Source organism: Paenibacillus sp. XP01, assembly GCF_057364885.1.
In genome coordinates this window covers 4,507,376-4,529,800 of the sequence record NZ_CP139481.1, presented here as the reverse complement: position 1 = coordinate 4,529,800, position 22,425 = coordinate 4,507,376, and the positions used below count along the sequence as shown (strand labels likewise).

Here is a 22,425-nt window from a genome sequence, read left to right as displayed (position 1 = left end):
GGGCATGCCTGACATGCCCGGCATTGCATCCGCATACGCACATCATGGGAGTTGGCACAATGAATACGGATGAAGAAGGGAAGGCTGACGGATGGGAGCACATGAAACGGAGGGTCTAACGACTCGATATCCTGATCTGCACGCCGCTTTGCTTGAAACGGCCGCGGCTTGGATCAACCAACCGTACACCTGGTTGTTAGGAGGCAGCTGCGGGCTGCTGTTGCAAGAAGTAGAGCTGAATCAGGCTCCAAGGGATATTGATATTTATGCGGATATTGCCGCAGCAAAACAACTTCATGGCGTGGCGCCTGGACGGAAATTGGACGAACCTGCTGTGGATACAACGGGACCCTACGCTTCCCTGTTAAGCCATTATCAAGTCGGAGCGTGTGCAATGGAGCTGGTCGGCGGATTTGAGATGTGGTCACGCAACAATTGGTATCGAACCGAAATCGAACGTGTACTTGCATTCCATGCGCCGTCCGTTCGGTTGGGCTCGCATCATGTTCATTTGATGCCCCTCGCGCACGAATTGCTGTTCAACCTGCTTCGAGGCCGGGCCGATCGGTATGAACCGATAGCCCAAGCGATTCGAAAACAACCGCAAAAGCACCAGCCGCTGCTGGATGAGCTCGGCAAGCAAAATGTGTGGACAAACCTTTTTCGGGAGCAGGTGCAGGAGCTTATTGGTTTTGCATGGAGCATTTAGGGGGGAGACATATGGATCAGACGGTTACTTTTCTGCCTCAAAACAAAAGCATTCGTGTCAGATCCGGCACGAACCTGCTAAGTGCGGCGCGACGTGCAGGCATAAAAATAACGACTCGTTGTGACGGAAAAGCCGCATGCTTGATGTGCAAAGTGAGGGTAGATGCAGAACAGCTCAAGGGGCTTGAGCCTCCGGCTGATGCAGAGAAGCGAAAATTGGGAATGCTGCTGGAACAGGGAACGCGTTTGGCATGTCAGGCAAAAGTGAGACATGATGTAAAAGTACATGTACCTGAAGATCCGCTGAAGGCAGCGATCCGCAAACAATTGGAACGGCAAAGGCAAGAAGACGATTGGTTGTAAACGTCTCACTTAATGAAGAGGGGCAGACACGAAGCCATGCATCAGATTCGAGGAGGGTGCACATGATCATCGATTGGATTAAACATGCAAAGAGTCATGGGAGGTCAGGTCTGGGGCGCCAGACCACCTTTGCAATGCTTTTATTCATACTGAGCGGTTTTGCCTTGAGCGGATGCATGTACCCTTCCCAGGCTGTTACCGAGCCCAAAACGGCTTACCGTGAAAGCGTAAACCGCATTCAGGATGCCGTGGAGGCTTTTCAGCAGGACCAGGGGGTTCTCCCGATGTTGAATGCGGACATGAGCACCCCGAAATATGAAAAATTCAGAGTGGATTTATCCAAATTAAAGCAGCAAGGGTATCTGGAAGATATCCCGGTGACCGCGTTTGAGAATGGCGGCAGCGCTTACTTTTTGATTCAAAACGAAGAAACGGAGCCTGCAGTCAAGGTCATGGATCTGCAAACCGTGCAGAAGGTGAATGACGTGCAGCGGATGGTGGACCGATACAAGGCACAGCATAACAATGAGCTGCCGAGAGGAGAAGAACGGTACGACGGACTGTTTGCGGTGGATATGCAAAAGGCTGGGCGCCCTGAGACAACGGAAGTGAAGTTGAACAGCGTGTACTCCGGTCAGGAGCTGCCGTTCATCATGGATGAAGCGGGAAATGTATACGTGGACTATGCCTTTGACATTATGCAGGCCGTGGAGAAAGAGGGCGAAGCTCCGGCGGAGACCGAAGATGCCCGGGAGGTCCTGTTGGAGCATTCCTATTTTGTTCCGGTCAAATCGGTAGCCTATGTATGGGAGAATAATACGCCTGTTGCCAGACTAATAGAATAATTCAATTCTGATAGAGATATTCCTGTGTTAGGGGTATCTCTTTTTAATTTCGCATAAAAGCACGACCAGTCTCATAAAGTAGATTGAAATTAAGGCGTCATACTCCGAAAAGAGGCCTTAATCCCGCGAAAAGGGGTTGGACAAAAAATGAAAAAACGCGTCATATTGCTGCATACGGATACATAAGATGATACTAGTCCAATTGCATGTACGAGTTAACGCCGCTTTCACCGGTTTCATCAGAATGCAATGTTCGGCGGCGGACGACTTCCGGGCACTCACAAAGGCGGCTCTACCGTTGCAGGGATTTCAGTCTTCTGATTGAAAAAACGAAGCGGATGCTCTTTAGCATTTTTCCTTCGGAGTATTTTAGGGAGGGGATTTCATTGGAGAAAGTGGACATTTTTAAGGACATTGCCGAGCGGACCGGAGGGGACATCTATCTCGGGGTTGTTGGCGCGGTCCGGACGGGGAAATCAACATTTATCAAACGTTTCATGGAAACGATCGTACTGCCCAACATCACGAATGAAGCGGATCGTGCCCGGGCAGTGGATGAATTGCCTCAAAGCGCTGCGGGCAAAACGATTATGACGACCGAACCTAAATTCGTGCCGAATAACGCGGTTCAGATTAAGGTGACGGAAGGGCTGGAAGTCAATGTTCGGCTCGTCGATTGCGTAGGATATGCTGTGGAAGGGGCCAAAGGTTACGAAGACGAAAACGGGCCAAGAATGATCTCCACGCCTTGGTTCGAAGAGCCCATTCCGTTCCAGGAAGCGGCTGAAATCGGCACGCGCAAGGTGATCCAGGAACATTCGACGCTTGGCGTCGTCGTTACCACGGACGGCACGATTGCGGAAATTCCCCGCAGTTCCTATGTCGAGTCCGAAGAAAGGGTCATTGCCGAACTGAAAGAAGTGGGCAAACCGTTCGTCCTGGTCATCAACTCGACGCGTCCTCGCAGCGACGAAACGCTGCAGCTGCGTTCCGAGCTCGCGGCCAAGTACGACATTCCGGTCATGACCCTCAGCGCGGCGACGATGACAGAGGATGATGTCACGGGAGTTCTTCGTGAAGTGTTGTACGAATTCCCGGTGCATGAAGTCAACGTGAACCTTCCCAGCTGGGTCATGGTGCTGAATGAGAATCACTGGCTGCGCAGCAACTATGAAAACTCGGTGCGCGACACCGTCAAAGATATCCGCAGATTGCGGGACGTGGACCGCGTCGTGTCGCAATTCATGGAGTATGAATTCATTGACCGTGCGGGACTCAGCGGCATGAACATGGGGCAGGGCGTGGCGGAAATCGACTTGTACGCTCCGGATGAGCTGTACGATCAAATCCTATACGAAGTCGTCGGGATCGAAATCCGGGGCAAAGACCATTTATTGCAGCTGATGCAGGAGTTCACCCATGCCAAGCGGGAATACGATCGCTTCGCCGAAGCGCTCGAGATGGTCAAAACGACCGGTTACGGCATTGCGGCGCCATCTCTCGCCGAGATGGCACTGGATGAACCGGAACTGATCCGCCAAGGCACGAAATTCGGCGTTCGCTTGAAGGCAACTGCCCCGTCGATTCATATGATCCGCGTTGACGTGGAGTCCGAGTTCGCGCCGATTATCGGTACGGAGAAGCAGAGCGAGGAACTCGTCAGGTATTTGATGCAGGACTTCGAGAACGATCCGATCAAGGTATGGGATTCAGACATGTTTGGCCGTTCCCTGCATTCGATCGTGCGGGAGGGGATCCAGGGCAAAATTGCCATGATGCCGGACAATGCCCGCTACAAGCTCCAGGAAACGCTCGGCCGTATCATCAACGAAGGCTCGGGTGGACTGATTGCCATCATACTGTAAGTTGAAAAGATCGCGAGGATGATCCTTGCGATCTTTTTTGTTGTTCGCTTCATGATTTTGGTTGTACTGGATATGAAAGAGTGTGAAAAGAAAAAATGTAGTGGTTTCTAGCTTTAAATTACTAAAACCTATTTACATGCTTGGAATTAGTCGTTATATTAATACTCAACTATTGTGATCCAGGTCACACAGCGAGTGAGAACAGGGGGATATAGACATGAAAACGAAAACGGTAAAATGGGCATGGTTCGGGCTTGTATTGGTGCTTGCACTGGCTCTATCCGCATGCGGAATCAAAAAAGAACCGGCTTCGACCACAGCGTCTGGGACTGAAGGGGACAAGCCTCAAACCGAAGCGGTTACGGGGCCGTTGAGCGGGAAACGCATTGCACTGATCATGGAGTTTAATACGGGAACCTTTTCGCAGCAATACGTACAGGGCGTGAAGGAAGAAATCGAGAAATTCGGCGGCGAGCTGACCACGTTCGTGGCGGATAACGACAAAGCGAAAATGGTATCGCTGTTGGACAGCGCCATCAATCAGAAATTCGATGCCATCCTGACAGACCATGGCGATGCGTTGTTGGAACCCGGCGTCAAAAAGGCCGTGGAACAAAACATTCCGATCGTCGTTTTTGATGCAGACATCAACGTCCCTGGTGCCACGGTAATGTCCCAGGATGACCAAAAAATGGCCGAGCTGACGCTGGAACAGATGAAGAAGGATATCAACGGCCAGGGGAACATCGTTAAAGTTTGGGTGGCGGGATTTGCGCCAATGGAGCGGCGCCAGCTGGCATACGGAACATTCATGGAAGCGAATCCGGATATCAAGGAAATCGCAACGTTTGGTTCCGCGCAAAACCCGGCGCTGGATACGCAGGCCAAAATGGAAGCCATTCTGAAACAATATCCAAAAGGCGAGATCACGGCGGTATGGGCCGCTTGGGATGAGTTTGCCAAAGGAGCGGCGCGTGCGATCCAGCAAGCAGGCCGCGACGAAATTAAAGTATACGGCATCGATATGAGCGACGAGGATTTGCAAATGATTCAGGATCCGAAAAATCCTTGGGTGGCCTCCGCAGCCGTAGACCCGACAGACATCGGACGCGTCCAGGTCCGTTACGCCTACCAGAAGCTGAACGGGGACGAGACCGAGGACAAGGTCGTGCTGAATCCCGTGTATGTGCAGCGTGATGCGCTGCCTGATCAGCAAATCTCTACTTCGGAGCTGTCCGAATATGTGGAGGGCTGGGGCGGAAGCACGCAGGGCATCAAGGACTGGATGAAGGAATATGGCATCACTGCGAAATAAAGCAGCGTAACAGGAGCGCGCCGCAAGGCGCGTTTTTTTCAATCATATATGACAAGTTCAATAGATGAAAAATTCACAATAAAGAAAGACTCCTTATGGGAGCCATAGGCGATAGGAGGTTAAGCATCATGACAGATGCGCCAATTTTGCTTCAAATGGAACAGGTCAGCAAGCAATTTGCAGGCGTGCCTGCACTGAAGGACGTTGATTTTTCCGTCCGGGGCGGGGAAATCCATGCATTGCTTGGCGCCAACGGAGCCGGAAAAAGCACGCTGATGAAAATATTATCTGGCGCGTACCAGATGGATCGCGGTTCGATCACGCTGAATGGGCAACGTCTTCGGCTGACTTCGCCAGGCGATGCCAAGGCAAACGGAATCCACTGCGTGTATCAAGAGGTCGATGCCGCGCTGGTGCCTCAGTTGACTGCCGCGGAGAATATTATGCTGGATCAGTTGGCATCCTCTTCGCGGGGGTGGTGGAGCAGTCCGCGAAAGCAGCAGCAGCGGGCCGGGGAGGTTTTGAAACAGCTTGGGGCAAGCATCGATTTGCACAAAAAAGTAGCCGAGCTCACGCTTGCGGAAAAACAGATGATTTTGCTGGCGAGAATTTTGGTTCAGGACGCCAAAGTCATTATTTTTGACGAACCGACAGCCCCGCTCAGCCAAGAAGAGACGGATGCGTTTTTCCGGATCGTGCATCATTTGAAGGATCGCGGTGTCGCCTGCATTTTCATTACGCACCGATTGGTCGAGGTTACCGCTCACTGTGACCGTGTAACGGTCATGCGGGACGGGCAGCATGTGTTCACAGGCAATGCGCAGGAGGTGACGATTCACGACCTGGTGGGGCAAATGCTGGGCAAAACCTTTGACGAGGAATTTCCCAAAACAGAAGTGCCGCTGGGAGAAGTGCTGTTGGAGACCAGAGGATTGCGTCGAGGCCTCAAAGTTAAAGGGGTGGACATTTCGGTCCGAAGGGGTGAAGTGCTTGCTGTCGTCGGCCTGGTCGGAGCCGGTAAAACGGAGTGTTCGAGGCTGCTTATCGGAGCGGACAAGCTCGAGGCAGGCGAAATCTTTTTGGATGGGCGAAAGCTGCGATTATCACAGCCTGCTGACGCAGCGGCGTCAGGGATCGTTTCCGTTCCCGAGGAACGCCGCAAGCAGGGCATCCTGATCCATGAAAATGTGGAACGGAATTTGAGCTTGCCCTTGCTTGGTCGTCTTAGCACATTGGGTTTTGTAAGCCGGAAGCAGGAACGGGCAAATGCGGAATCCCTGGTGGCTCAGCTTGGCATCAAAACGGCTTCGGTGCGCCAGGAGGTCAAATATTTAAGCGGCGGCAATCAGCAGAAGGTAGCGATCGGCAAATGGCTGAATACGGATGCGGAAGTGTTCGTCTTCGACGAGCCGACCAAAGGCGTGGACATCGGCGCCAAAAGCGATATTTTCAAGTTGATCAACGAACTGGCACAAGCCGGCAAAGCCATCATTTATTTTACCTGCGAGTTGGACGAAGGGCTGGGCATCGGAGATACCATCGCCGTCATGTGCGAAGGAACGATCGTGAAGCAATTCAAGCGGGGAGAAGCCAATCAAGAACAACTGCTATATTACGCAAGCGGTGGACAAGAGGTGCGACATGAAGGATAAAACTATGGATTTCGCGTTCCGGTACGGAGCGATTATCGTTATTATTGCGGTTATAGCCTTTTTTGGCATACGCCTGCCTTATTTTTTTACGTACAGCAATATGACGGATATTTTAGGTTCCATCTCAATCGTAACCTTTGTTGCGATCGGCGTAACCTTATCTCTCATTGTGGACGGTTTTGATCTGTCCGTAGGCGCTACAGTTTCATTGACGACGGTAGTCACGGCCTCGCTCATGATTTGGTATCAACAGCCGCTCGCGGTCGTTATCATTGTCCCGCTGGTGCTTGGGGCGATAATCGGACTGCTGAATGCACTACTCATTGTAAAACTGCGCATTCCGGACTTGCTCGCCACGCTGGCCATGATGTATATCATCGGCGGCATTCACAAGACGTATGCTCAGGGATATACCATTTATAATCATATGCAGTTCCCCGACGGCAGCAAGGCTGCAGGCGAGATGGATCCGACTTTCCTGCAGCTTGGGCAGGGCAAATGGCTCGGCATGCCGATATCGGTCATTCTGCTGATCATCGCGGTGGTTGGCGTTCACATTTTCCTGACGTATACCAAGTATGGACGGCAGATGTATGTGACGGGCGGCAATGAAGAAGCGGCCAGACTTTCGGGCATCAAAGTGAAAAAGGTGAGGACGCTTGCTTATGTGGCTGCCGGCGTATTTGCCGCGATTGGCGGCATTCTGTACGCTTCCAAAGTAGGTTCGGGCCAGATTGATGCGGGTTCGCCGCTGCTGATGGAATCCGTTGCTGCCGTATTTGTCGGTTTTTCGGTATTCGGAGCCGGCAAACCCAACGTCATTGGCACATTTATCGGTTCAGTGCTGATTGGGGTGCTGGTCAACGGCCTGACCATGATGAACGTGCAGTATTTTGCTCACGATATCGTCAAAGGCGGCGTACTCGTGCTGGCTTTGGCTGTTACATTTTACGTACTGAACCGCAACCGCACTTGAAATTGTGGGCTGTCTGTATTAGTATAAAATTTGTTCGGCGCCTGAAATGCTTGATTTCAGGCGATCTCATTGCCGGAAATGACTGTCTACCGGAAGCGCAGATTTTCGTTTGTGAAGCAGAGATGGGATTGACATTTTTTGCGGATGAACGTATATTTCGCTATAAAACGGAAACACAGTATAACATTCAGGATATTGATCCAGGAGGTGAAAATAATGAATAAATCGGACCTGATTAACCACGTGGCCGAAGCGACTGAATTGTCCAAAAAGGATGTAACGAAAGCGGTTGATGCCGTATTCGAAGCGATCTCCGAGGCTTTGCAGAACGGAGACAAGGTGCAATTGGTGGGCTTCGGGAACTTCGAAGTGCGCGAGCGTTCTGCACGTAAAGGACGCAACCCGCAAACGGGGGAAGAAATCGAAATTCCTGCGAGCAAAATTCCTGCGTTCAAACCAGGCAAAGCGCTCAAAGACGGAATTAAATAAGATTTCTACATATTCCATATGCCAGCAAAAAGACCGTGACTTGTTCACGGCCTTTTCTTTTGCCTTTGAATCCGTCCGCGCAGAGCCTTCAGCGGCCTGAATCGGGGAGCTTGCTTTTGTCTTCGGCTTGCGGAGCATAAGCTACCAGAACCAGCGGTTCGCCAGTAACTTCGGTGAATTGCCGCTCCAGCTCCCGAAGCTTGTGAACATGTTCTTCCGAAAGCGGTGCAGGGTCATATTTCATGTCGTTTGCTCCTTTCCCTTTGAGGCTGATCGTAGTATGCCCTTGGGGGGAGAATTGCATCGCTCCAAAACGACGAGATTCCAGAAAGGCAAGCAACGGGTTGACAAATGAATCGTTGTTGCCCATCATTAACGCTATTGAACCAGGAGAGAGGGGACGTTACGCCATGGACCATCCAACCGGTAGTGATTATATCGTTATCAAGGCAGAGGAGAACGGCGTGCAGGTCATCGGGTTGACCCGTGGACAGGACACGCGTTTCCACCACACCGAGAAGTTGGACAAGGGTGAGGTCATGATTGCCCAGTTCACGAACCATACCTCGGCGATTAAAATCCGCGGCAAAGCCACGTTGATCACCAAGCATGGCGAGCTTCAGTCCGAGTAATGACAGAAGCGTATTAAGATCCTGATTTTCCAAAGGATCAACACAGGTATGCATCATGTTTTCCTTGTATGCTCAGCGACCTGAACGATGGAGTTCTGACCTTTCAAAAATGATGAAAATTGCAGGCATAGCCTGCTTTTTTTCGTTGTACAATGAGGTATGAGCCTTTACTGGACAGACTACACTATCATGTAGGGACGAGGAGGCATATATGAAACCGCGGTTGATCGTAACTGCTTCGGTTCTGGCAACCTTTGCGGCCGTCTTTTTGCTTGTGGCCTTGCAGTCCATGCAGCATCGCACGCTGGGAGGAGAGCATGCCCGGCCCGTGACTGCGGCCCAGCAGCCGCGCGAGCTTACGCAGGACAACTTGGTGGACGCCTTGGCATCGATGCAGCTGGCTGCGCCGATCGCCAAAGTAGAATGGGATAAATCGATATTGAAATTGGACCTGAAGGTCACAGGCACCGATATTGGATATCAAAAAATTTATGGCAGCATGGCAGACGTTGCCGAACTGTCTTTCGGTGGTTTCTCCAACGTGGAGCAGGTGCTGCTCCGCGTTCTGGCCGAGGACGAATGGACCCGTCAACGGCATCTGCTGCTGGCTGCGGATATTCGGCGCAATCAATGGCCCGAAAGTGCCATCGGCGAACTGCGCGGCTGGTCAAGCCCCAAGCTGTCGGATAATTTGAAGGAATGGTTCCATATCATGGAAACGGCATTGTGGAAGAAGCAATTCGAAAGGGCAAATCAAGGGTAAATGAATGTCAGGATTCAGTGCGTGCCGAAGAAACATATGCTATAATATATAAGATTGTAGTGCAGAATGGGTTTTACAATGAAAGGCTCGGAGGCTGAAAATGAATTCATACCGCGTACCTGAACTAGCAAAAAAATATACCGAATACGACATGATTCGACGGCACACGGAAATACCGCCATTCCCGGATAGCCGTGCGCGCCTGCTTCAGGTTTTTGTGGGAAGGACGGATGAAAGGGGACATGACGAGCTGTACGCTCTCGCCACGTCGCTGGTTCAATTGGCCATGGATACGCATGACCTGATCGATACGGATGCCGGGGAACGCAAAGAGCAGGAAATGCGCTCCAGGCAGCTGAATGTGCTTGCCGGCGATTATTTAAGCAGCCGCTTCTATCAACTCCTTGCCCATGCGGGGCGCATCGAGATGATCGGCAAGCTCAGCGGGGCGGTTTCCGAAGTCAATGTTCGCAAGATGAGTTTGTATGCACGGATGCAAAAATTTTTCGTTTCTGCTGATGAATACATGCGTGAAACGGTGCAGCTGAAAATGCAGCTGTTTCTTTCATTTGGGCATATGATCAAATCCGGGGATCGCAAGATCTGGGAATGCCTGCTTGAGGAGTTTAGCCGCTGTGAAACGATCGTGACGGAGCTGCATCGTTTGAACGACGGCCATTTTGTTCACAGTTATGCCTTCTGGCATGTATATGAGCAAGGGTCCAACGAAGAACGGCATGCACTGCGCCAATCCGACCCGGCACCGGACGTTCGGAGCAACATGCTGAAAAAACATCGGGTCGAGGACATTTTGCTGGACAAGCTTCGCAGTGCCGTGAACCGCGTGCAACTGCTGCTGCAGGACGACGCAAAAGAGCATGGGCTTGAGGAAGTACATTTGATTCTTGAGCCTTACCTGGCCTATTTGCAGCCTTCGCGCGCGGCAGCGGGGGAGAATTGAGGGGGAGACGAATGGGTAACGCAGAGACAAAACCGAAAGAGGAATTCGTCCATTCGGTATTCGAGAGCATCGCCGGGAAATACGACATCATGAACGACATTTTGAGTTTTCGCAGGCACAAGGCCTGGCGCAAGTTCACGATGAAAAAAATGAACATGTCAAAAGGGGATACCGGCCTGGACCTTTGTTGCGGTACTTGCGACTGGACCCTTGCCATGGCGGAGGCAAGTGAAACGGGGCACATGCACGGCCTGGATTTCAGCAACAACATGCTTCAGGTCGGGCAGGGAAAAGTGAACGCCGCAAATCGTCAGAATCAGATCACGCTTGTGCAAGGAAACGCCATGTCGCTCCCCTTCGAAGATAATTCGTTCGATTATGTCACCATCGGTTTCGGGCTGCGCAACGTGCCGGACCTGAGACAGGTGCTGTCGGAGATGAAGCGCGTCGCGAAACCGGGCGGCATGGTTGTGTGCCTTGAATTGTCGAAGCCGACCTGGCAGCCGTTCAAGGGCATTTATTATTTTTATTTCGAACAGGTGCTGCCGAGACTTGCCAAGTTGTTTGCCAAGCGTTACGAACAATACAAATGGCTGCCGGATTCGTTGGCGCTATTTCCGGGAAGAAAGGAACTGGCGCACATTTTCGAAGAAACCGGATTAAAGAAAGTGCAGGCCTACCCCCTGACCGGAGGCATCGCGGCACTGCATATTGGGACCAAGGAGAATTAGCATGTTTAGGAAAATTCGCATCTTTTTAGAAATGATCAAAATCGAGCATACGCTCTTTGCATTGCCATTTGCCTTCATGGGAGCCATCCTTGGCTCGATGGTGGTCAACAACACGTTTCCAAGCTGGCTCGAAATCATGTGGGTGCTGCTGGCGATGGTCGGTGCCAGAAGCGCCGCTTTCGGGCTTAACCGCATGATCGACCAGGTGATCGACGGCAAAAATCCGCGGACGGCGATGCGTGCCATCCCCGCGGGGTTGTTGAAAAACGGAGAAGTCATCATTTTCGTTATCGTATCGTTTATTTTGCTGTTCTGGGCTTCATATAACCTGAACGTGCTTTCGATGAAGCTGCTGCCAATCGCGGTATTTATGCTCGTCATTTATTCCTATACCAAACGCTTCACGTGGTTGTGCCATGTTGTGCTGGGCATGACGATCGGACTGGCGCCGCTGGGCGGATGGGTAGCCGTGACCGGTACCATGGACTGGACGGCCATCGTGTTCTATGTCACCATCGTGTTCTGGACGGCAGGTTTCGATATCATTTATGCGTGCCAGGATCTTGAGTTTGACCAAGACGAGGGACTTCATTCCATTCCCTCGCGCTTCGGACTGCACAAATCTTTGCAGATCGCGAAGTTTTTCCATGTGATTACCGCCGTCGGATTTTTGGCGCTGCTTCTGATGACCGATCTGAGCTGGTGGTATGGCGCAGGCATGCTGATTACTTATGGCATCTTGTTCTATGAGCACTACATTGTGTCGCCGAACGACATGAGCCGGGTTCAGACCGCATTCTTTACGATGAACAGCGTGCTGAGCATTGTGGTATTTACGTTTACCTTGATCGACCTGGCGGTGAAATAAATGTTCCAACTGGACAACAAACGGCTTGTTGTCGGAATTACGGGAGCCAGCGGCAGCATCTACGGCATCAGGCTGATCGAAACGCTGCTTGATCTGGACTACGAGGTGCATCTGGTGATCTCCAACGCCGGCTGGCGCGTACTAAAAGAAGAGCTGGATTGGGAAGTAACGAATCGCGAGCGGATCCTGGACGAAAAGTTTGGGGGCCGCTCCGGTTCCCTGATCTACCATCCGGTAAGCGATATAGGAGCTTCGATTGCGAGCGGCTCTTTTCTGGCGGACGGCATGATTGTCATGCCGTGTTCCATGGGGACGCTCTCTTCCATCGCGCAAGGCGCCTCCGATAACCTGATGGCCCGCGCTGCGGATGTCATGATGAAAGAAGGAAGGCCGCTCATTCTGGTGCCGCGCGAGACGCCGCTGCATGCGATCCATCTGGAAAACATGCTCAAGCTTTCGCGCCTTGGCGTGCGTATGATTCCGGCCATGCCGGCTTTTTATTACAAACCCCAAACGATGGACGACTTGATCATGTTTCTGGTGGGCAAGGTGTTGGACAGCTTGCGTATTCCACACCAGTTGTTCCGGAGATGGGGAGAACCGGATTCAAGGGATTAAACCGGAGATATCCTTTTTTTGCATGGGCGATATGCTCTTGCAGCGTGAGGTCGATTCTGTTTTAATCCCGGATTTTCCGGGGTATGGGTGAAAGTTGAGCAGCGTATAGTGTATTTAGTCAGCCTTGACCCATGCTCCGGCAGCTTCTGTATAATTTTTGTTTCAGAAATCGTCGCAGAGTTTAATTCCCGGTGTCGGCCAGACGGCGGGAAATGGCGTGATCGAACATGGATGAGCATAAGCAGGAAGGGCGGGCGGATGATCATTGAAGTCGTCTGCCCATCGACCTGCTGGAAGGGAAGGTAGCATGGAATTAGGGACTGACAATACGCTGACACGGGTGAACGAATGAAACTACTGGATATTTTCGGGTTGCTGAAGAAGGATATGGATTACATTGAAAAAGAACTGTACCGCAGCGTTGAAGGAGATCAGCAGCTGTTAAGCGAAACATCCCTTCATTTGCTTAAAGCGGGTGGGAAACGTTTGCGTCCCGTGTTTGTGCTGCTTGGCGGCAAGTATGGTACATACGACATTGAACGCTTGAAATTGATTGCGGTTCCGCTGGAATTGATCCACTCCGCTTCATTGGTGCATGATGATGTGATTGACAATGCGGAGACGCGCCGCGGTAAACCAACCGTGAAATCAAAATGGGATAACCGGATTGCCATGTATACCGGCGATTATATCTACGGTAAAGCATTGCAATTGACGGCCGGGCTGTCCGATCCGGCAATTCATCGTATTCTGGCCAAGGCCATGGTGCAGATGTCCATCGGCGAAATGGAACAGATCCGCGACTTTTTCAACACCGGGCAAAGCGTACGCAATTACTTGCTGCGCATCCGTCGCAAAACAGCACTGCTGATCGCGGTCAGCTGTCAGCTTGGGGCGCTTGCTACCCGCGCGCCTAAACAAGTGTCCTCGCTGCTCTATACTTACGGATACAATGTGGGCATGGCCTTTCAGATTCAGGATGACGTGCTCGACCTGGTGGGAACGGAAAAACAATTGGGCAAACCGCCAGGCAGCGACATGAAGCAGGGCAACATTACGCTGCCGGTCCTGTATGCCTTGGAGGAAGAGCGTTTGCGAGAGCCGCTGCTAGCAGAGATTTCGCGCGTTAGACAGGAAGAAGGGCGCGCAAGCGCATCGGACGCGATTGGAATGATTCGCGAAAGTCAAGGAATCGCTAAAGCCGAAGCACTGGCTGACCGATATATGAAGAAAGCGCTCGATGCTCTGGATCAGCTGCCAAAGATCAAAACCAGCAAAAATTTGCGCGACATTGCGCATTTCGTCGTCAAACGCACTCATTAATTTTCCATTGAACCGTTACGGGCCTGCCTCTTGGCGACTACTGGCGCAAAAAATGTACTCGGATGTGATGTTTCTCATTGGGAGGAATTGGACATCTATGTTACAATCAAGAAGATTGCGTCTACATATTTGGTAATAATTATGAGCCGTGAGTGAGGAGTGATCCCGTGGATCGTACATTTTTGATGGTGAAACCGGATGGCGTGCAGCGTGGTTTGATCGGACGTATCGTTAGCCGCCTGGAGGACAAAGGGTTTAAAATGGTGGCAGGCAAATTGGTGCAGATGACCGAGGAGCAGGCCAAGCGTCATTATGCGGAGCATGAAGGAAAGCCGTTTTTCGATGAGCTCGTCCGTTTTATTACTTCCGGCCCCGTCTTTGCGATGGTTTGGGAAGGGGACGACATCGTGTCCCTGGCGCGCATCGTCATTGGCAAAACCAATGTGAAGGAAGCTGCCCCGGGGACCATTCGTGGGGATTTTGCCAGCCACACGCCGCATAATCTGATTCACGGGGCGGACTCTCCGGAGAGTGCCGAACGTGAAGCAGCGAACTTCTTTGCACCAGAGGAATTGGTAGCGTACGACAAGAGCATCGCTGCCTGGTTGTAATTTTTTAGCCAGAAGGGTGATACGATGCTGGAGCAGGAACAATTGGATCAGGATTACGCCGGATTTATCCGGAAAATCAAAGAGAGCACAGGCATTGATCTTGCTCAATACAAGGAAGGCCAGATGAAAAGAAGGCTGACCACGCTTCGCAACAAAAACGGGTTTAATACGTTTGCGTTATTTTTCGACGCCATGCAGAAGGACAAGGCACTTTTTTATGAGTTTTTGGATCGCATGACCATCAACGTTTCGGAGTTTTGGCGCAACCCCAACCGCTGGGAAGTGCTGCGGGACGACATCCTGCCTGACCTGATCGGGTCCAAAAGGCGTGCCAAAGTGTGGAGTGCCGCTTGCTCCACTGGAGAGGAGCCCTATACCCTTGCGATGATTTTGGACATTCTGGGCGTGTTGAAGGACAGCTCCATCACGGCAAGCGACCTCGATGAAGGCGCATTGGCCAAAGCCAAGGAAGGTCGGTACATGGAGCGTTCGCTCAAGGATGTGCCCCAAGACGTGGCAAGCCGATATTTCCGTCAGGATGGCTTAATGTATCGAATCGACGACAAGCTGAAAAGCTCCGTCAAGTTCATGAAGCAGAATCTGCTGACGGACCGTTTCGATGAAGGGTACGATTTGATCGTGTGCCGGAATGTCATGATCTATTTTACCGAGGAAGCGAAAAACTTGCTGTACCATAAGTTCGCAGCCAGCCTGCGGCCAGGAGGCATTCTTTTCGTAGGCAGTACGGAGCAAATTTTTTCCCCGGGACAATACGGTTTGGAAACGGCAGAAACGTTCTTTTATCGCAAAAAATAGGATTCGCCAACGGTTAACCGTTCGGTTGCACATTGCGATGTGCCCGGGCGGTTATTTGCACATAAGCCGTTGCCTGAATTTCCTTGGATGCAGCGACCGGGCGCGAATCGGCCGGAATGTTGTCTTTACATGCAGCGAAAAGGCGGACTTTCTTGTCAAAGCCGGTCAGCTATACTATAATGAGCAAAGAAATTATGGGATTTTAGCAATGCGCAGTTTAACAGTTTAAAGGGGGAACGTAAAATGAGTTTACGCTATTTAACCGCAGGGGAAACGCACGGACCCCAATTGACCGCCATTATCGAAGGATTGCCAAGCAATTTGCATATTGATTTCGAAGAGCTGAATTTCCAGCTGCACCGTCGCCAAAAAGGGTATGGACGCGGACGCCGGATGCAGATTGAAAAAGATCAGGCGAACTTTGTCGGCGGAGTGCGCCACGGATATACGACGGGAGCTCCGGTTGCGCTCGTGGTGCAGAACAACGACTGGAAGCATTGGCAGAACATTATGAACATCGAGCCGGTCGAGGGCAGTGACGAAGAAAAACGCCGGGTGCACCGTCCTCGTCCGGGCCATGCCGACCTGAACGGCGGTTTGAAATATAACCTGAAAGATCTGCGCAACGTGCTGGAGCGCTCCAGCGCGCGCGAAACGACGGTACGCGTCGCCTGCGGCGCGTTGGCACGCCAGTTCTTGGCCGAATTCGGCATCAAGGTGGCAGGCCGCGTACTGCGCATCGGCGAGATCGAAGCGCCATACCAGGATCTGCCGATCGACGAGTTGATCGAAATTACGGAGGCTTCTTCCGTACGAGTGACCGACAAAGAAACCGAGAAGAAGATGGAAGAGTACATCGACTTGATCAAAAAAGAAGGCGACTCCATCGGCGGCATCGTGGAATGCATCGTGGAAGGTGTTCCTGTTGGATTGGGCAGCCACGTGCAGTATGATCGCAAGCTGGATGCACGCATTGCCCAAGGCGTTATGTCGATCAACGCATTCAAAGGTGTGGAAATCGGCATCGGTTTTGAAGCAGGCACGATCCGCGGTTCGCAAGTCCATGACGAAATCCTCTACAGCGAGGAACGCGGGTACCACCGCGCGACGAACCGTCTTGGCGGATTCGAGGGCGGTATGACCAACGGCATGCCGGTTGTCGTTCGCGGCGTGATGAAGCCGATCCCGACGCTGTACAAACCGCTGCAAAGCGTGGATATCGATACGAAAGAAGCTTTCACCGCTCAAGTCGAGCGTTCGGACGCTTGTGCCGTTCCTGCAGCCAGCGTGGTGATGGAGCATGTCGTGGCATGGGAGATCGCCAAAGCGTTCCTTGAGAAGTTCGGCGGGGATTCCATGGAAGAGATCCGCTCGAATTACGAGAGCTACAAGGCACAATTGGAGAGCTACTAAGATGCGCCAGCTAACAGTTCAGCTCGGCGAGCGTTCTTACCCGATCCTGATCGGCAGCGGGTTGCTCGGACAGGCGCCGCGTTTCTTCGAACAGTACGGTCTGACCAAAAAGAGCCCGCTGCTGATCATTACTGATGACAAAGTAGGGCCACGATACCTGCCTGCACTGGAACAGGTACTCCAGGACGCCGGATTTACGGTTGTTTCAGCCGTGGTTCCTTCCGGCGAAACGTCCAAATCACTGGCCGTCTATCAAGATATGATGACGGCAGCCATCGAAGGCAACCTGGACCGCAGCTCGGCGATCATTGCCCTCGGCGGCGGCGTTGTGGGTGATTTGGCCGGATTTGTAGCCGCTACATATATGCGCGGCGTCAAGTTCGTCCAAGTGCCGACCACGATTCTGGCGCATGACAGCAGCGTTGGCGGCAAGGTGGCGGTGAACCATCCGCTAGCCAAAAACATGATCGGCGCGTTCCATCAACCTGAACTGGTCTTGTACGATGTGGACACACTTCAGACGCTGCCTCCGAGGGACGTTTCGGCCGGATTGTCCGAAATGCTTAAACATGGGCTCATTCGCGACGAAGCCTTTGCGCACTGGTGCGAGGAGAATGCGGAGAAGCTGCTCGCGCTTGACGCGGAAGCACTCGGTTATGGCCTTGAACGCGGCTGTGCGATCAAAGCCGAAATCGTATCCAAGGACGAGCGGGAGAACGGAGAGCGTGCCCTGTTGAACCTGGGGCATACGATCGGCCATGCCATCGAAGCCATTGCCGGATACGGCGAGTTTTTGCATGGCGAGGCCATCTCGATCGGCATGGCGGGATCGGCGCTGCTGGGCGAGAAGCTGGGTGCGCCGGCGGGGCTGCATGAGGAAACGACCCGCATGCTGCGCGCATTGCGTCTTCCGGTGACGATGCCGGAACATTTGGACACGGATGCCTTAATGGATGCGATGATGCATGACAAGAAGTTCCGTGAAGGCCATATGGTCTTTATCATACCTGATCGCATCGGATCGGCAAGAATCGAGAAAGACGTTCCCGTAGCCATGGTTCGGGACGTTATTGAATTGCTCAAGAAAGGAGTGTAAAGCCAATGGTAACACGTGGAGTCCGCGGAGCTACGACAGTCACGCAAAACAACGAAGAAGAGATTTTGCGCGAAACAGCGGTATTGCTGCGCGAAATCGTGGATCGCAACGGTATTGTGCCGGAGGATATTTGCAGCGTGTGGATCACGATGACCGGTGATTTGGATGCAGCATTCCCGGCCAAAGCGATTCGGCAACTGGAAGGCTGGGAGCTTGTGCCGCTGATGTGCGCTTTGGAGGTGCCGGTTGCCGGTGCTTTGCCGCAATGCATTCGCTTTATGGTGCATGTAAATACGGAAAAGGCACAGCATGAAATCAATCATGTGTACCTGAACGGCGCGCAGGCTTTGCGCCCCGATCTGGTTGCACCATCCAATTCGTAAGATTGCGGTTGTCAAATCTTCCGCATTCCTGTATAGTGATAAACAGTTGAGTAGAGTATGAGTTTGAGCTGAGATTAGTTGAGATAGTGGAGCATGCAGCAGAGTCCAGCGGGTGATTACCGGGGAAGGATCCGGTTAATTGATTCGCGGTACGTCTGGTTGCAAGATGAGACAGAGCAGGGATAGAAGCGTGTTTGGACGATGCGTTCAATTTCGGACCATTTTCGTCTGTACAATCCGCACACCTTTTTCTAATTTTGGGATCGAGGGTCGGATTGTAAGGATTGACGGATCACGAAGCTGGCGTCTGGATTCCGTAGAACACGATGGAATGATGTATCGTTCTTCCCATGACCTGTGTATCTTATTTTGCAGCTGCAGTACGTATAGGGATCTGTTCACGAATGGAATGCCACCTAATCAAATTCAGCAGATAAACGAAGTCTCTACCAGATGGTAGAGGCTTTTTTGTTGTTATTTTAACCGTACCGCCTCGCCACCCAAATTTGAAAGGACGTGATCTGATGATAACGCCAAACGTGAACCAAGTGCTGAAAATGTCGAATGAATATAATCTGATTCCGGTCGTCAAACGGATTTTGGCAGACATGGAGACCCCGATTCGGATTTTCCGCAGATTTGCTGACAACGACCGGGCATTCCTGCTGGAAAGTGTAGAGGGTGGGATCCAATGGGCGAGATATTCCTTCATCGGCACGGATCCGTTCCTGATGATTTCGGCGAAAAAAGGCCGTATCGTGGTGGAAGAGGCTGGCCGGACGCGGGAGCTGCCGGGCAAGCCGGTAGAAGAGCTCAAGGCGTTACTGCGGAAGTATCGCAGCCCCAAAAGCGATGAGCTGCCGCCGTTCACGGGCGGGGCTATCGGATTTTTCGGCTACGACCTGCTTCAGTATTACGAGAAGCTTCCGGCGCATGCGCTGGATGACCTGAATATGGACGACATTCGTTTTATGTTTTGCGACCAGATCGTAGTGTTCGACCATGTGAAGCAGCAGATGCTGCTGGTAGGAAACGTACATGTGAAAGATGGGGCGACCGACGAAGAGATCCGCGAAGCGTATGCTCGCACGTCGGAGAAGCTGGAGTTGGCCGCAGAGCGGCTGCAGCAGCAAGGACCGGGCGAAAATCTTAATCCACGTTCCATTCCGGGTCATGTGGAGCTCGGTGATATTCAATCCAATGTCACGAAAGAACAGTTCATGGCGAATGTGGATCGGGCCAAGGAGTACATTCGGGCAGGGGATATTTTCCAGGTTGTACTGTCGCAGCGTTTCCACATCGATACCGACGTATCTCCTTTGCATGTGTACCGCGTGCTTCGGACGTTGAACCCGTCACCGTACATGTATTATTTGAAAATGGATGACGAGATCATCGTGGGCACTTCCCCGGAAGCGCTCGTAAAGGTAGACGGAACGCGCGTGGAGACGCGGCCGATCGCCGGTACCCGTCCCAGAGGGGCCACGGAAGCCGAGGATCGTGCTTTGGCGGCCGATTTGCTGCAAGACGAGAAGGAGCGTGCGGAGCATCTGATGCTGGTGGATTTGGGACGGAACGACATCGGGCGGGTTTCCAAATTCGGCAGCGTGAAATGCGACATGTTCATGGAGATTGAGCGGTACTCCCACGTCATGCATATGGTGTCCAACGTGGCAGGCGAACTGCGGGACGACAAGGATTTCTTCGATGCCTTCCTCTCTTGCCTCCCGGCCGGAACGGTATCCGGCGCGCCCAAGCTGCGGGCGATGGAGATCATTGCAGAACTGGAAAAAGAGGCTCGGGGAGCCTATGCCGGAGCGATCGGCTATCTAGGCTTCTCGGGCAATATGGATGCCTGCATCACCATCCGGACGATCATTTTCAAAAAAGGGAAAGCCTACGTGCAGGCCGGAGCCGGCATTGTATGGGATTCCGTGCCTGAGAACGAGTACCAGGAGACGGTGAACAAGGCCAAAGCCCTGCTCACGGCGATTCGGACGGCGGAAGCGATGTTCCCCGCCAAGAACAGACTGGGCAACGCCAATATGGCAAACGCGGACTATTTCGTAACTCCGGCAGCGATGCCGAACTGAGAGAGGAGAGACCGACATGAACATGAATCCGGTGATGAACGATGACTCGAAAAGCAGCGTTGCGCCCGGCGCAACTGCGGAAGGAATGAAGCAAGGGCTGACCAAAATTTTGGAGGGTCGACATCTGGAGCAAGCGGAGGCGCGCGATCTGATGACTTCGATCATGGGCGGTGAAGCTACTCCTGCTCAGATTGGCGGGCTGCTGATGGCATTGCGCATGAAAGGGGAAACGGTGGACGAAATTACGGGCTTCGCCGAAGCGATGCGCGGACAGGGCGGACGCATCCTCACCAATGGCAGCAACTTGCTGGATACGTGCGGAACGGGCGGTTCGGGCATTCACAAATTCAACATTTCCACCGCCTCTGCGATCATCGCTTCAGCCGTTAACGTACGCGTCGCCAAACATGGCAACCGCTCCGCTTCGGGCCGGGCAGGCAGCGCGGACGTACTGGAGGCGCTTGGCGTCAATATTCACCTGAATGGAGAGCAGGCGCGCCAGTGCCTTGACGATATCGGCATCTGCTTCTGTTTTGCCCAGGTTTACCATCCGTCCATGAAACATGCGGCAGGGCCTCGGAAGGAACTCGGCGTAAGGACGATCTTCAACATGCTTGGACCGCTTACGAACCCGGCGGGAGCGGATCGCCAATTGCTCGGTCTCTACGACCGGAGCCGCACGCCGATGATCGCCGAGGTACTGAATCGTCTGGGTCTGAAGCGTGCGTTGGTTGTTGCCAGTCATGACGGGCTGGACGAAATCAGCATTTCGGCGCCGACGCAGGTATCCGAGCTGCGGGGCGGCGAAGTAAGAACATACGACATCGACCCACGGGATATGGGACTGCCCCTGCACAAGTTGGATGCGGTTCTAGGGGGAGATGCGGTGCAGAATGCCGAAATCATTAAACGGATCTTCCAAGGCGAACGGAGCGCCTACCGGGATGTCGTTTTGCTGAACGCGGGAGCGTGCATTTACGTATCAGGCTTTGCGGATTCGATTGCGGATGGCGTCGTTATGGCAGCGACGGCCGTCGATTCCGGCAGGGCTGCGGAGAAGCTGAATCAATTAATTCACACAACGGAGGCGTACAGTCATGTATCTTGATCGCATCGTAGTTACCAAACAACAGGAAGTGGAAGAACTAGGAAAAACGTTCCGCATGGAGGAAGCGCTGAAACAGATCGAAAAGCTGCCGCCCACGCGCGGATTCGAGCATGCGCTGTCGAAAGGGCGTCATCGCAAGCTGGGATTGATCGCGGAGGTGAAGAAGGCATCGCCTTCCAAAGGACTCATTCGTCCGGATTTCCATCCGGTGGACATCGCGATGGCATATGAACGGGCTGGTGCGGATTGCATTTCCGTACTGACGGACGTTTCTTATTTCCAGGGCAGCGGGGAGTACCTTCAGGCCATTCGGGATGCAGTGAACCTTCCGCTCCTGCGCAAGGATTTCATCATTGACGAGCGGCAAATCGCTGAAGCAAGGCTGCTTGGCGCAGACGCCGTTCTCCTGATCGCCAGTATATTGACGCCACAGCAGATGGAGCAATATCTTGGCTTTGCCCGGAGCATCGGGCTGGATGTGCTGATCGAGGTCCATGACCGTGCGGAACTGGAACAAGTGTTAAGTTTACCCGAGGCGACCCTGGTAGGCATTAACAACCGCAATCTCAAGACGTTTGAAACGAGCCTGGACACAACTCTTCGATTGATGGATTTGATTCCCGAGCGTGTTACGCTGATCAGCGAAAGCGGCATTGACGGTCCTCATCGATTGGAGGCGCTGGAATCGGCCGGCGTAAGCGGCATTTTGGTCGGGGAGCATCTGATGCGCAAGGATGATGTGGAAGCTGCGGTATACGAGCTTATGGGTCCAAAAGCATGACCGAAAACATACAAG

At 52.6% G+C, this 22,425-nt stretch carries 24 protein-coding genes; 23 read left to right on the top strand and 1 reads right to left on the bottom strand.

Annotated elements, in window-relative coordinates; genetic code table 11:
* Window positions 1–91: 91 nt before the first annotated feature.
* The 8 genes from SNR34_RS20320 (at window position 92) to SNR34_RS20285 (ending at window position 8,213) form a co-directional block, all read left to right on the top strand.
* Entirely contained in the window at window positions 92–709 is a 618-nt protein-coding gene (locus SNR34_RS20320) for a hypothetical protein (RefSeq protein ID WP_236419820.1), read from the top strand.
* Between the two features lie 11 nt (window positions 710–720).
* Window positions 721–1,071, top strand: a complete 351-nt coding sequence (locus SNR34_RS20315) for a 2Fe-2S iron-sulfur cluster-binding protein (RefSeq protein WP_343260961.1) — start codon at window positions 721–723, stop codon at window positions 1,069–1,071.
* Window positions 1,072–1,133: 62 nt separating this feature from the next.
* Window positions 1,134–1,916 carry a hypothetical protein gene (locus SNR34_RS20310; RefSeq protein ID WP_486180060.1) on the top strand — a complete coding sequence of 261 codons (783 nt, stop codon included), beginning with the start codon at window positions 1,134–1,136 and terminating at the stop codon, window positions 1,914–1,916.
* Between the two features lie 386 nt (window positions 1,917–2,302).
* Window positions 2,303–3,781 carry a stage IV sporulation protein A gene (gene spoIVA / locus SNR34_RS20305; protein ID WP_236419814.1) on the top strand — a complete coding sequence of 493 codons (1,479 nt, stop codon included), beginning with the start codon at window positions 2,303–2,305 and terminating at the stop codon, window positions 3,779–3,781.
* 217 nt (window positions 3,782–3,998) lie between these two features.
* On the top strand, window positions 3,999–5,096 hold the full coding sequence (locus SNR34_RS20300; protein WP_236419812.1) for a sugar ABC transporter substrate-binding protein: 1,098 nt from the start codon (window positions 3,999–4,001) through the stop codon (window positions 5,094–5,096).
* A gap of 128 nt (window positions 5,097–5,224) precedes the next feature.
* Window positions 5,225–6,748 (top strand): sugar ABC transporter ATP-binding protein, encoded by a 1,524-nt coding sequence (locus SNR34_RS20295; protein WP_486180059.1) that lies wholly within the window; start codon window positions 5,225–5,227, stop codon window positions 6,746–6,748.
* Window positions 6,738–7,724, top strand: coding sequence for an ABC transporter permease (locus SNR34_RS20290; RefSeq protein ID WP_236419808.1), 987 nt, complete (start codon window positions 6,738–6,740; stop codon window positions 7,722–7,724). Before SNR34_RS20295 ends, SNR34_RS20290 begins: the two co-directional genes overlap by 11 nt.
* A gap of 144 nt (window positions 7,725–7,868) precedes the next feature.
* Window positions 7,869–8,213 carry an HU family DNA-binding protein gene (locus SNR34_RS20285; protein WP_438286832.1) on the top strand — a complete coding sequence of 115 codons (345 nt, stop codon included), beginning with the start codon at window positions 7,869–7,871 and terminating at the stop codon, window positions 8,211–8,213.
* Window positions 8,214–8,301: 88 nt separating this feature from the next.
* On the opposite strand, the gene SNR34_RS20280 is transcribed toward SNR34_RS20285, so the two are convergent.
* On the bottom strand, window positions 8,302–8,457 hold the full coding sequence (locus SNR34_RS20280; RefSeq protein ID WP_236419804.1) for a hypothetical protein: 156 nt from the start codon (window positions 8,455–8,457) through the stop codon (window positions 8,302–8,304).
* Window positions 8,458–8,623: 166 nt separating this feature from the next.
* Between SNR34_RS20280 and mtrB the strand changes: the two genes are divergently transcribed.
* The 15 genes from mtrB to trpC all read left to right on the top strand — a co-directional run bounded on the left by mtrB (window position 8,624) and on the right by trpC (window position 22,410).
* Window positions 8,624–8,845 carry a trp RNA-binding attenuation protein MtrB gene (mtrB, locus tag SNR34_RS20275; RefSeq protein WP_236419801.1) on the top strand — a complete coding sequence of 74 codons (222 nt, stop codon included), beginning with the start codon at window positions 8,624–8,626 and terminating at the stop codon, window positions 8,843–8,845.
* Window positions 8,846–9,056: 211 nt separating this feature from the next.
* Window positions 9,057–9,608: a hypothetical protein gene (locus tag SNR34_RS20270; protein ID WP_236419799.1), complete on the top strand. Its 552-nt coding sequence runs from the start codon at window positions 9,057–9,059 to the stop codon at window positions 9,606–9,608.
* 100 nt (window positions 9,609–9,708) lie between these two features.
* Window positions 9,709–10,569 (top strand): heptaprenyl diphosphate synthase component 1, encoded by an 861-nt coding sequence (locus tag SNR34_RS20265; RefSeq protein ID WP_236419797.1) that lies wholly within the window; start codon window positions 9,709–9,711, stop codon window positions 10,567–10,569.
* An 11-nt stretch (window positions 10,570–10,580) separates the two neighbouring features.
* Complete coding sequence (locus SNR34_RS20260; RefSeq protein ID WP_236419795.1) at window positions 10,581–11,300, top strand: demethylmenaquinone methyltransferase; 720 nt, start codon at window positions 10,581–10,583, stop codon at window positions 11,298–11,300.
* Between the two features lies 1 nt (window position 11,301).
* Window positions 11,302–12,168 (top strand): UbiA-like polyprenyltransferase, encoded by an 867-nt coding sequence (locus SNR34_RS20255; RefSeq protein ID WP_236419793.1) that lies wholly within the window; start codon window positions 11,302–11,304, stop codon window positions 12,166–12,168.
* Window positions 12,169–12,786: a UbiX family flavin prenyltransferase gene (locus tag SNR34_RS20250; RefSeq protein WP_236419791.1), complete on the top strand. Its 618-nt coding sequence runs from the start codon at window positions 12,169–12,171 to the stop codon at window positions 12,784–12,786. It abuts the gene before it with no gap.
* Window positions 12,787–13,134: 348 nt separating this feature from the next.
* Window positions 13,135–14,109 carry a polyprenyl synthetase family protein gene (locus SNR34_RS20245; RefSeq protein ID WP_486180058.1) on the top strand — a complete coding sequence of 325 codons (975 nt, stop codon included), beginning with the start codon at window positions 13,135–13,137 and terminating at the stop codon, window positions 14,107–14,109.
* A gap of 167 nt (window positions 14,110–14,276) precedes the next feature.
* The gene (gene ndk, locus SNR34_RS20240) at window positions 14,277–14,720 is read left to right on the top strand and encodes a nucleoside-diphosphate kinase (protein ID WP_236419787.1); all 444 of its coding nucleotides are present in this window, start codon (window positions 14,277–14,279) and stop codon (window positions 14,718–14,720) included.
* 24 nt (window positions 14,721–14,744) lie between these two features.
* Window positions 14,745–15,536, top strand: coding sequence for a CheR family methyltransferase (locus SNR34_RS20235; RefSeq protein WP_236419785.1), 792 nt, complete (start codon window positions 14,745–14,747; stop codon window positions 15,534–15,536).
* 243 nt (window positions 15,537–15,779) lie between these two features.
* Window positions 15,780–16,949, top strand: coding sequence for a chorismate synthase (gene aroC / locus SNR34_RS20230; protein ID WP_486180057.1), 1,170 nt, complete (start codon window positions 15,780–15,782; stop codon window positions 16,947–16,949).
* A gap of 1 nt (window position 16,950) precedes the next feature.
* Entirely contained in the window at window positions 16,951–18,045 is a 1,095-nt protein-coding gene (gene aroB / locus SNR34_RS20225; RefSeq protein ID WP_486180056.1) for a 3-dehydroquinate synthase, read from the top strand.
* Window positions 18,046–18,050: 5 nt separating this feature from the next.
* Window positions 18,051–18,428 carry a chorismate mutase gene (gene aroH / locus SNR34_RS20220; protein WP_236419779.1) on the top strand — a complete coding sequence of 126 codons (378 nt, stop codon included), beginning with the start codon at window positions 18,051–18,053 and terminating at the stop codon, window positions 18,426–18,428.
* A 524-nt stretch (window positions 18,429–18,952) separates the two neighbouring features.
* A complete protein-coding gene (gene trpE, locus SNR34_RS20215) occupies window positions 18,953–20,521 on the top strand; it encodes an anthranilate synthase component I (RefSeq protein ID WP_343260955.1) in 1,569 nt (522 codons plus the stop codon).
* Between the two features lie 34 nt (window positions 20,522–20,555).
* Window positions 20,556–21,629 carry an anthranilate phosphoribosyltransferase gene (gene trpD, locus SNR34_RS20210; RefSeq protein WP_486182494.1) on the top strand — a complete coding sequence of 358 codons (1,074 nt, stop codon included), beginning with the start codon at window positions 20,556–20,558 and terminating at the stop codon, window positions 21,627–21,629.
* Window positions 21,619–22,410, top strand: a complete 792-nt coding sequence (gene trpC / locus SNR34_RS20205) for an indole-3-glycerol phosphate synthase TrpC (RefSeq protein WP_343260954.1) — start codon at window positions 21,619–21,621, stop codon at window positions 22,408–22,410. Before trpD ends, trpC begins: the two co-directional genes overlap by 11 nt.
* The last annotated feature ends 15 nt before the right edge of the window (window positions 22,411–22,425 follow it).

Excerpts from the sequence above, each read along its gene's own strand:
- SNR34_RS20285 (WP_438286832.1), top strand. The coding sequence starts at position 7,869 with ATGAACGTATATTTCGCTATAAAACGGAAACACAGTATAACATTCAGG.
- SNR34_RS20250 (WP_236419791.1), top strand. The coding sequence starts at position 12,169 with ATGTTCCAACTGGACAACAAACGGCTTGTTGTCGGAATTACGGGAGCC.
- SNR34_RS20320 (WP_236419820.1), top strand. The coding sequence starts at position 92 with ATGGGAGCACATGAAACGGAGGGTCTAACGACTCGATATCCTGATCTG.
- SNR34_RS20315 (WP_343260961.1), top strand. The coding sequence starts at position 721 with ATGGATCAGACGGTTACTTTTCTGCCTCAAAACAAAAGCATTCGTGTC.
- aroC (WP_486180057.1), top strand. The coding sequence starts at position 15,780 with ATGAGTTTACGCTATTTAACCGCAGGGGAAACGCACGGACCCCAATTG.
- aroB (WP_486180056.1), top strand. The coding sequence starts at position 16,951 with ATGCGCCAGCTAACAGTTCAGCTCGGCGAGCGTTCTTACCCGATCCTG.
- SNR34_RS20295 (WP_486180059.1), top strand. The coding sequence starts at position 5,225 with ATGACAGATGCGCCAATTTTGCTTCAAATGGAACAGGTCAGCAAGCAA.
- trpE (WP_343260955.1), top strand. The coding sequence starts at position 18,953 with ATGATAACGCCAAACGTGAACCAAGTGCTGAAAATGTCGAATGAATAT.
- SNR34_RS20280 (WP_236419804.1), bottom strand. The coding sequence starts at position 8,457 with ATGAAATATGACCCTGCACCGCTTTCGGAAGAACATGTTCACAAGCTT.
- SNR34_RS20270 (WP_236419799.1), top strand. The coding sequence starts at position 9,057 with ATGAAACCGCGGTTGATCGTAACTGCTTCGGTTCTGGCAACCTTTGCG.
- SNR34_RS20265 (WP_236419797.1), top strand. The coding sequence starts at position 9,709 with ATGAATTCATACCGCGTACCTGAACTAGCAAAAAAATATACCGAATAC.
- SNR34_RS20300 (WP_236419812.1), top strand. The coding sequence starts at position 3,999 with ATGAAAACGAAAACGGTAAAATGGGCATGGTTCGGGCTTGTATTGGTG.
- mtrB (WP_236419801.1), top strand. The coding sequence starts at position 8,624 with ATGGACCATCCAACCGGTAGTGATTATATCGTTATCAAGGCAGAGGAG.
- SNR34_RS20235 (WP_236419785.1), top strand. The coding sequence starts at position 14,745 with ATGCTGGAGCAGGAACAATTGGATCAGGATTACGCCGGATTTATCCGG.
- SNR34_RS20310 (WP_486180060.1), top strand. The coding sequence starts at position 1,134 with ATGATCATCGATTGGATTAAACATGCAAAGAGTCATGGGAGGTCAGGT.
- SNR34_RS20245 (WP_486180058.1), top strand. The coding sequence starts at position 13,135 with ATGAAACTACTGGATATTTTCGGGTTGCTGAAGAAGGATATGGATTAC.
- trpC (WP_343260954.1), top strand. The coding sequence starts at position 21,619 with ATGTATCTTGATCGCATCGTAGTTACCAAACAACAGGAAGTGGAAGAA.
- SNR34_RS20255 (WP_236419793.1), top strand. The coding sequence starts at position 11,302 with ATGTTTAGGAAAATTCGCATCTTTTTAGAAATGATCAAAATCGAGCAT.
- trpD (WP_486182494.1), top strand. The coding sequence starts at position 20,556 with ATGAACGATGACTCGAAAAGCAGCGTTGCGCCCGGCGCAACTGCGGAA.
- aroH (WP_236419779.1), top strand. The coding sequence starts at position 18,051 with ATGGTAACACGTGGAGTCCGCGGAGCTACGACAGTCACGCAAAACAAC.
- SNR34_RS20260 (WP_236419795.1), top strand. The coding sequence starts at position 10,581 with ATGGGTAACGCAGAGACAAAACCGAAAGAGGAATTCGTCCATTCGGTA.
- SNR34_RS20290 (WP_236419808.1), top strand. The coding sequence starts at position 6,738 with ATGAAGGATAAAACTATGGATTTCGCGTTCCGGTACGGAGCGATTATC.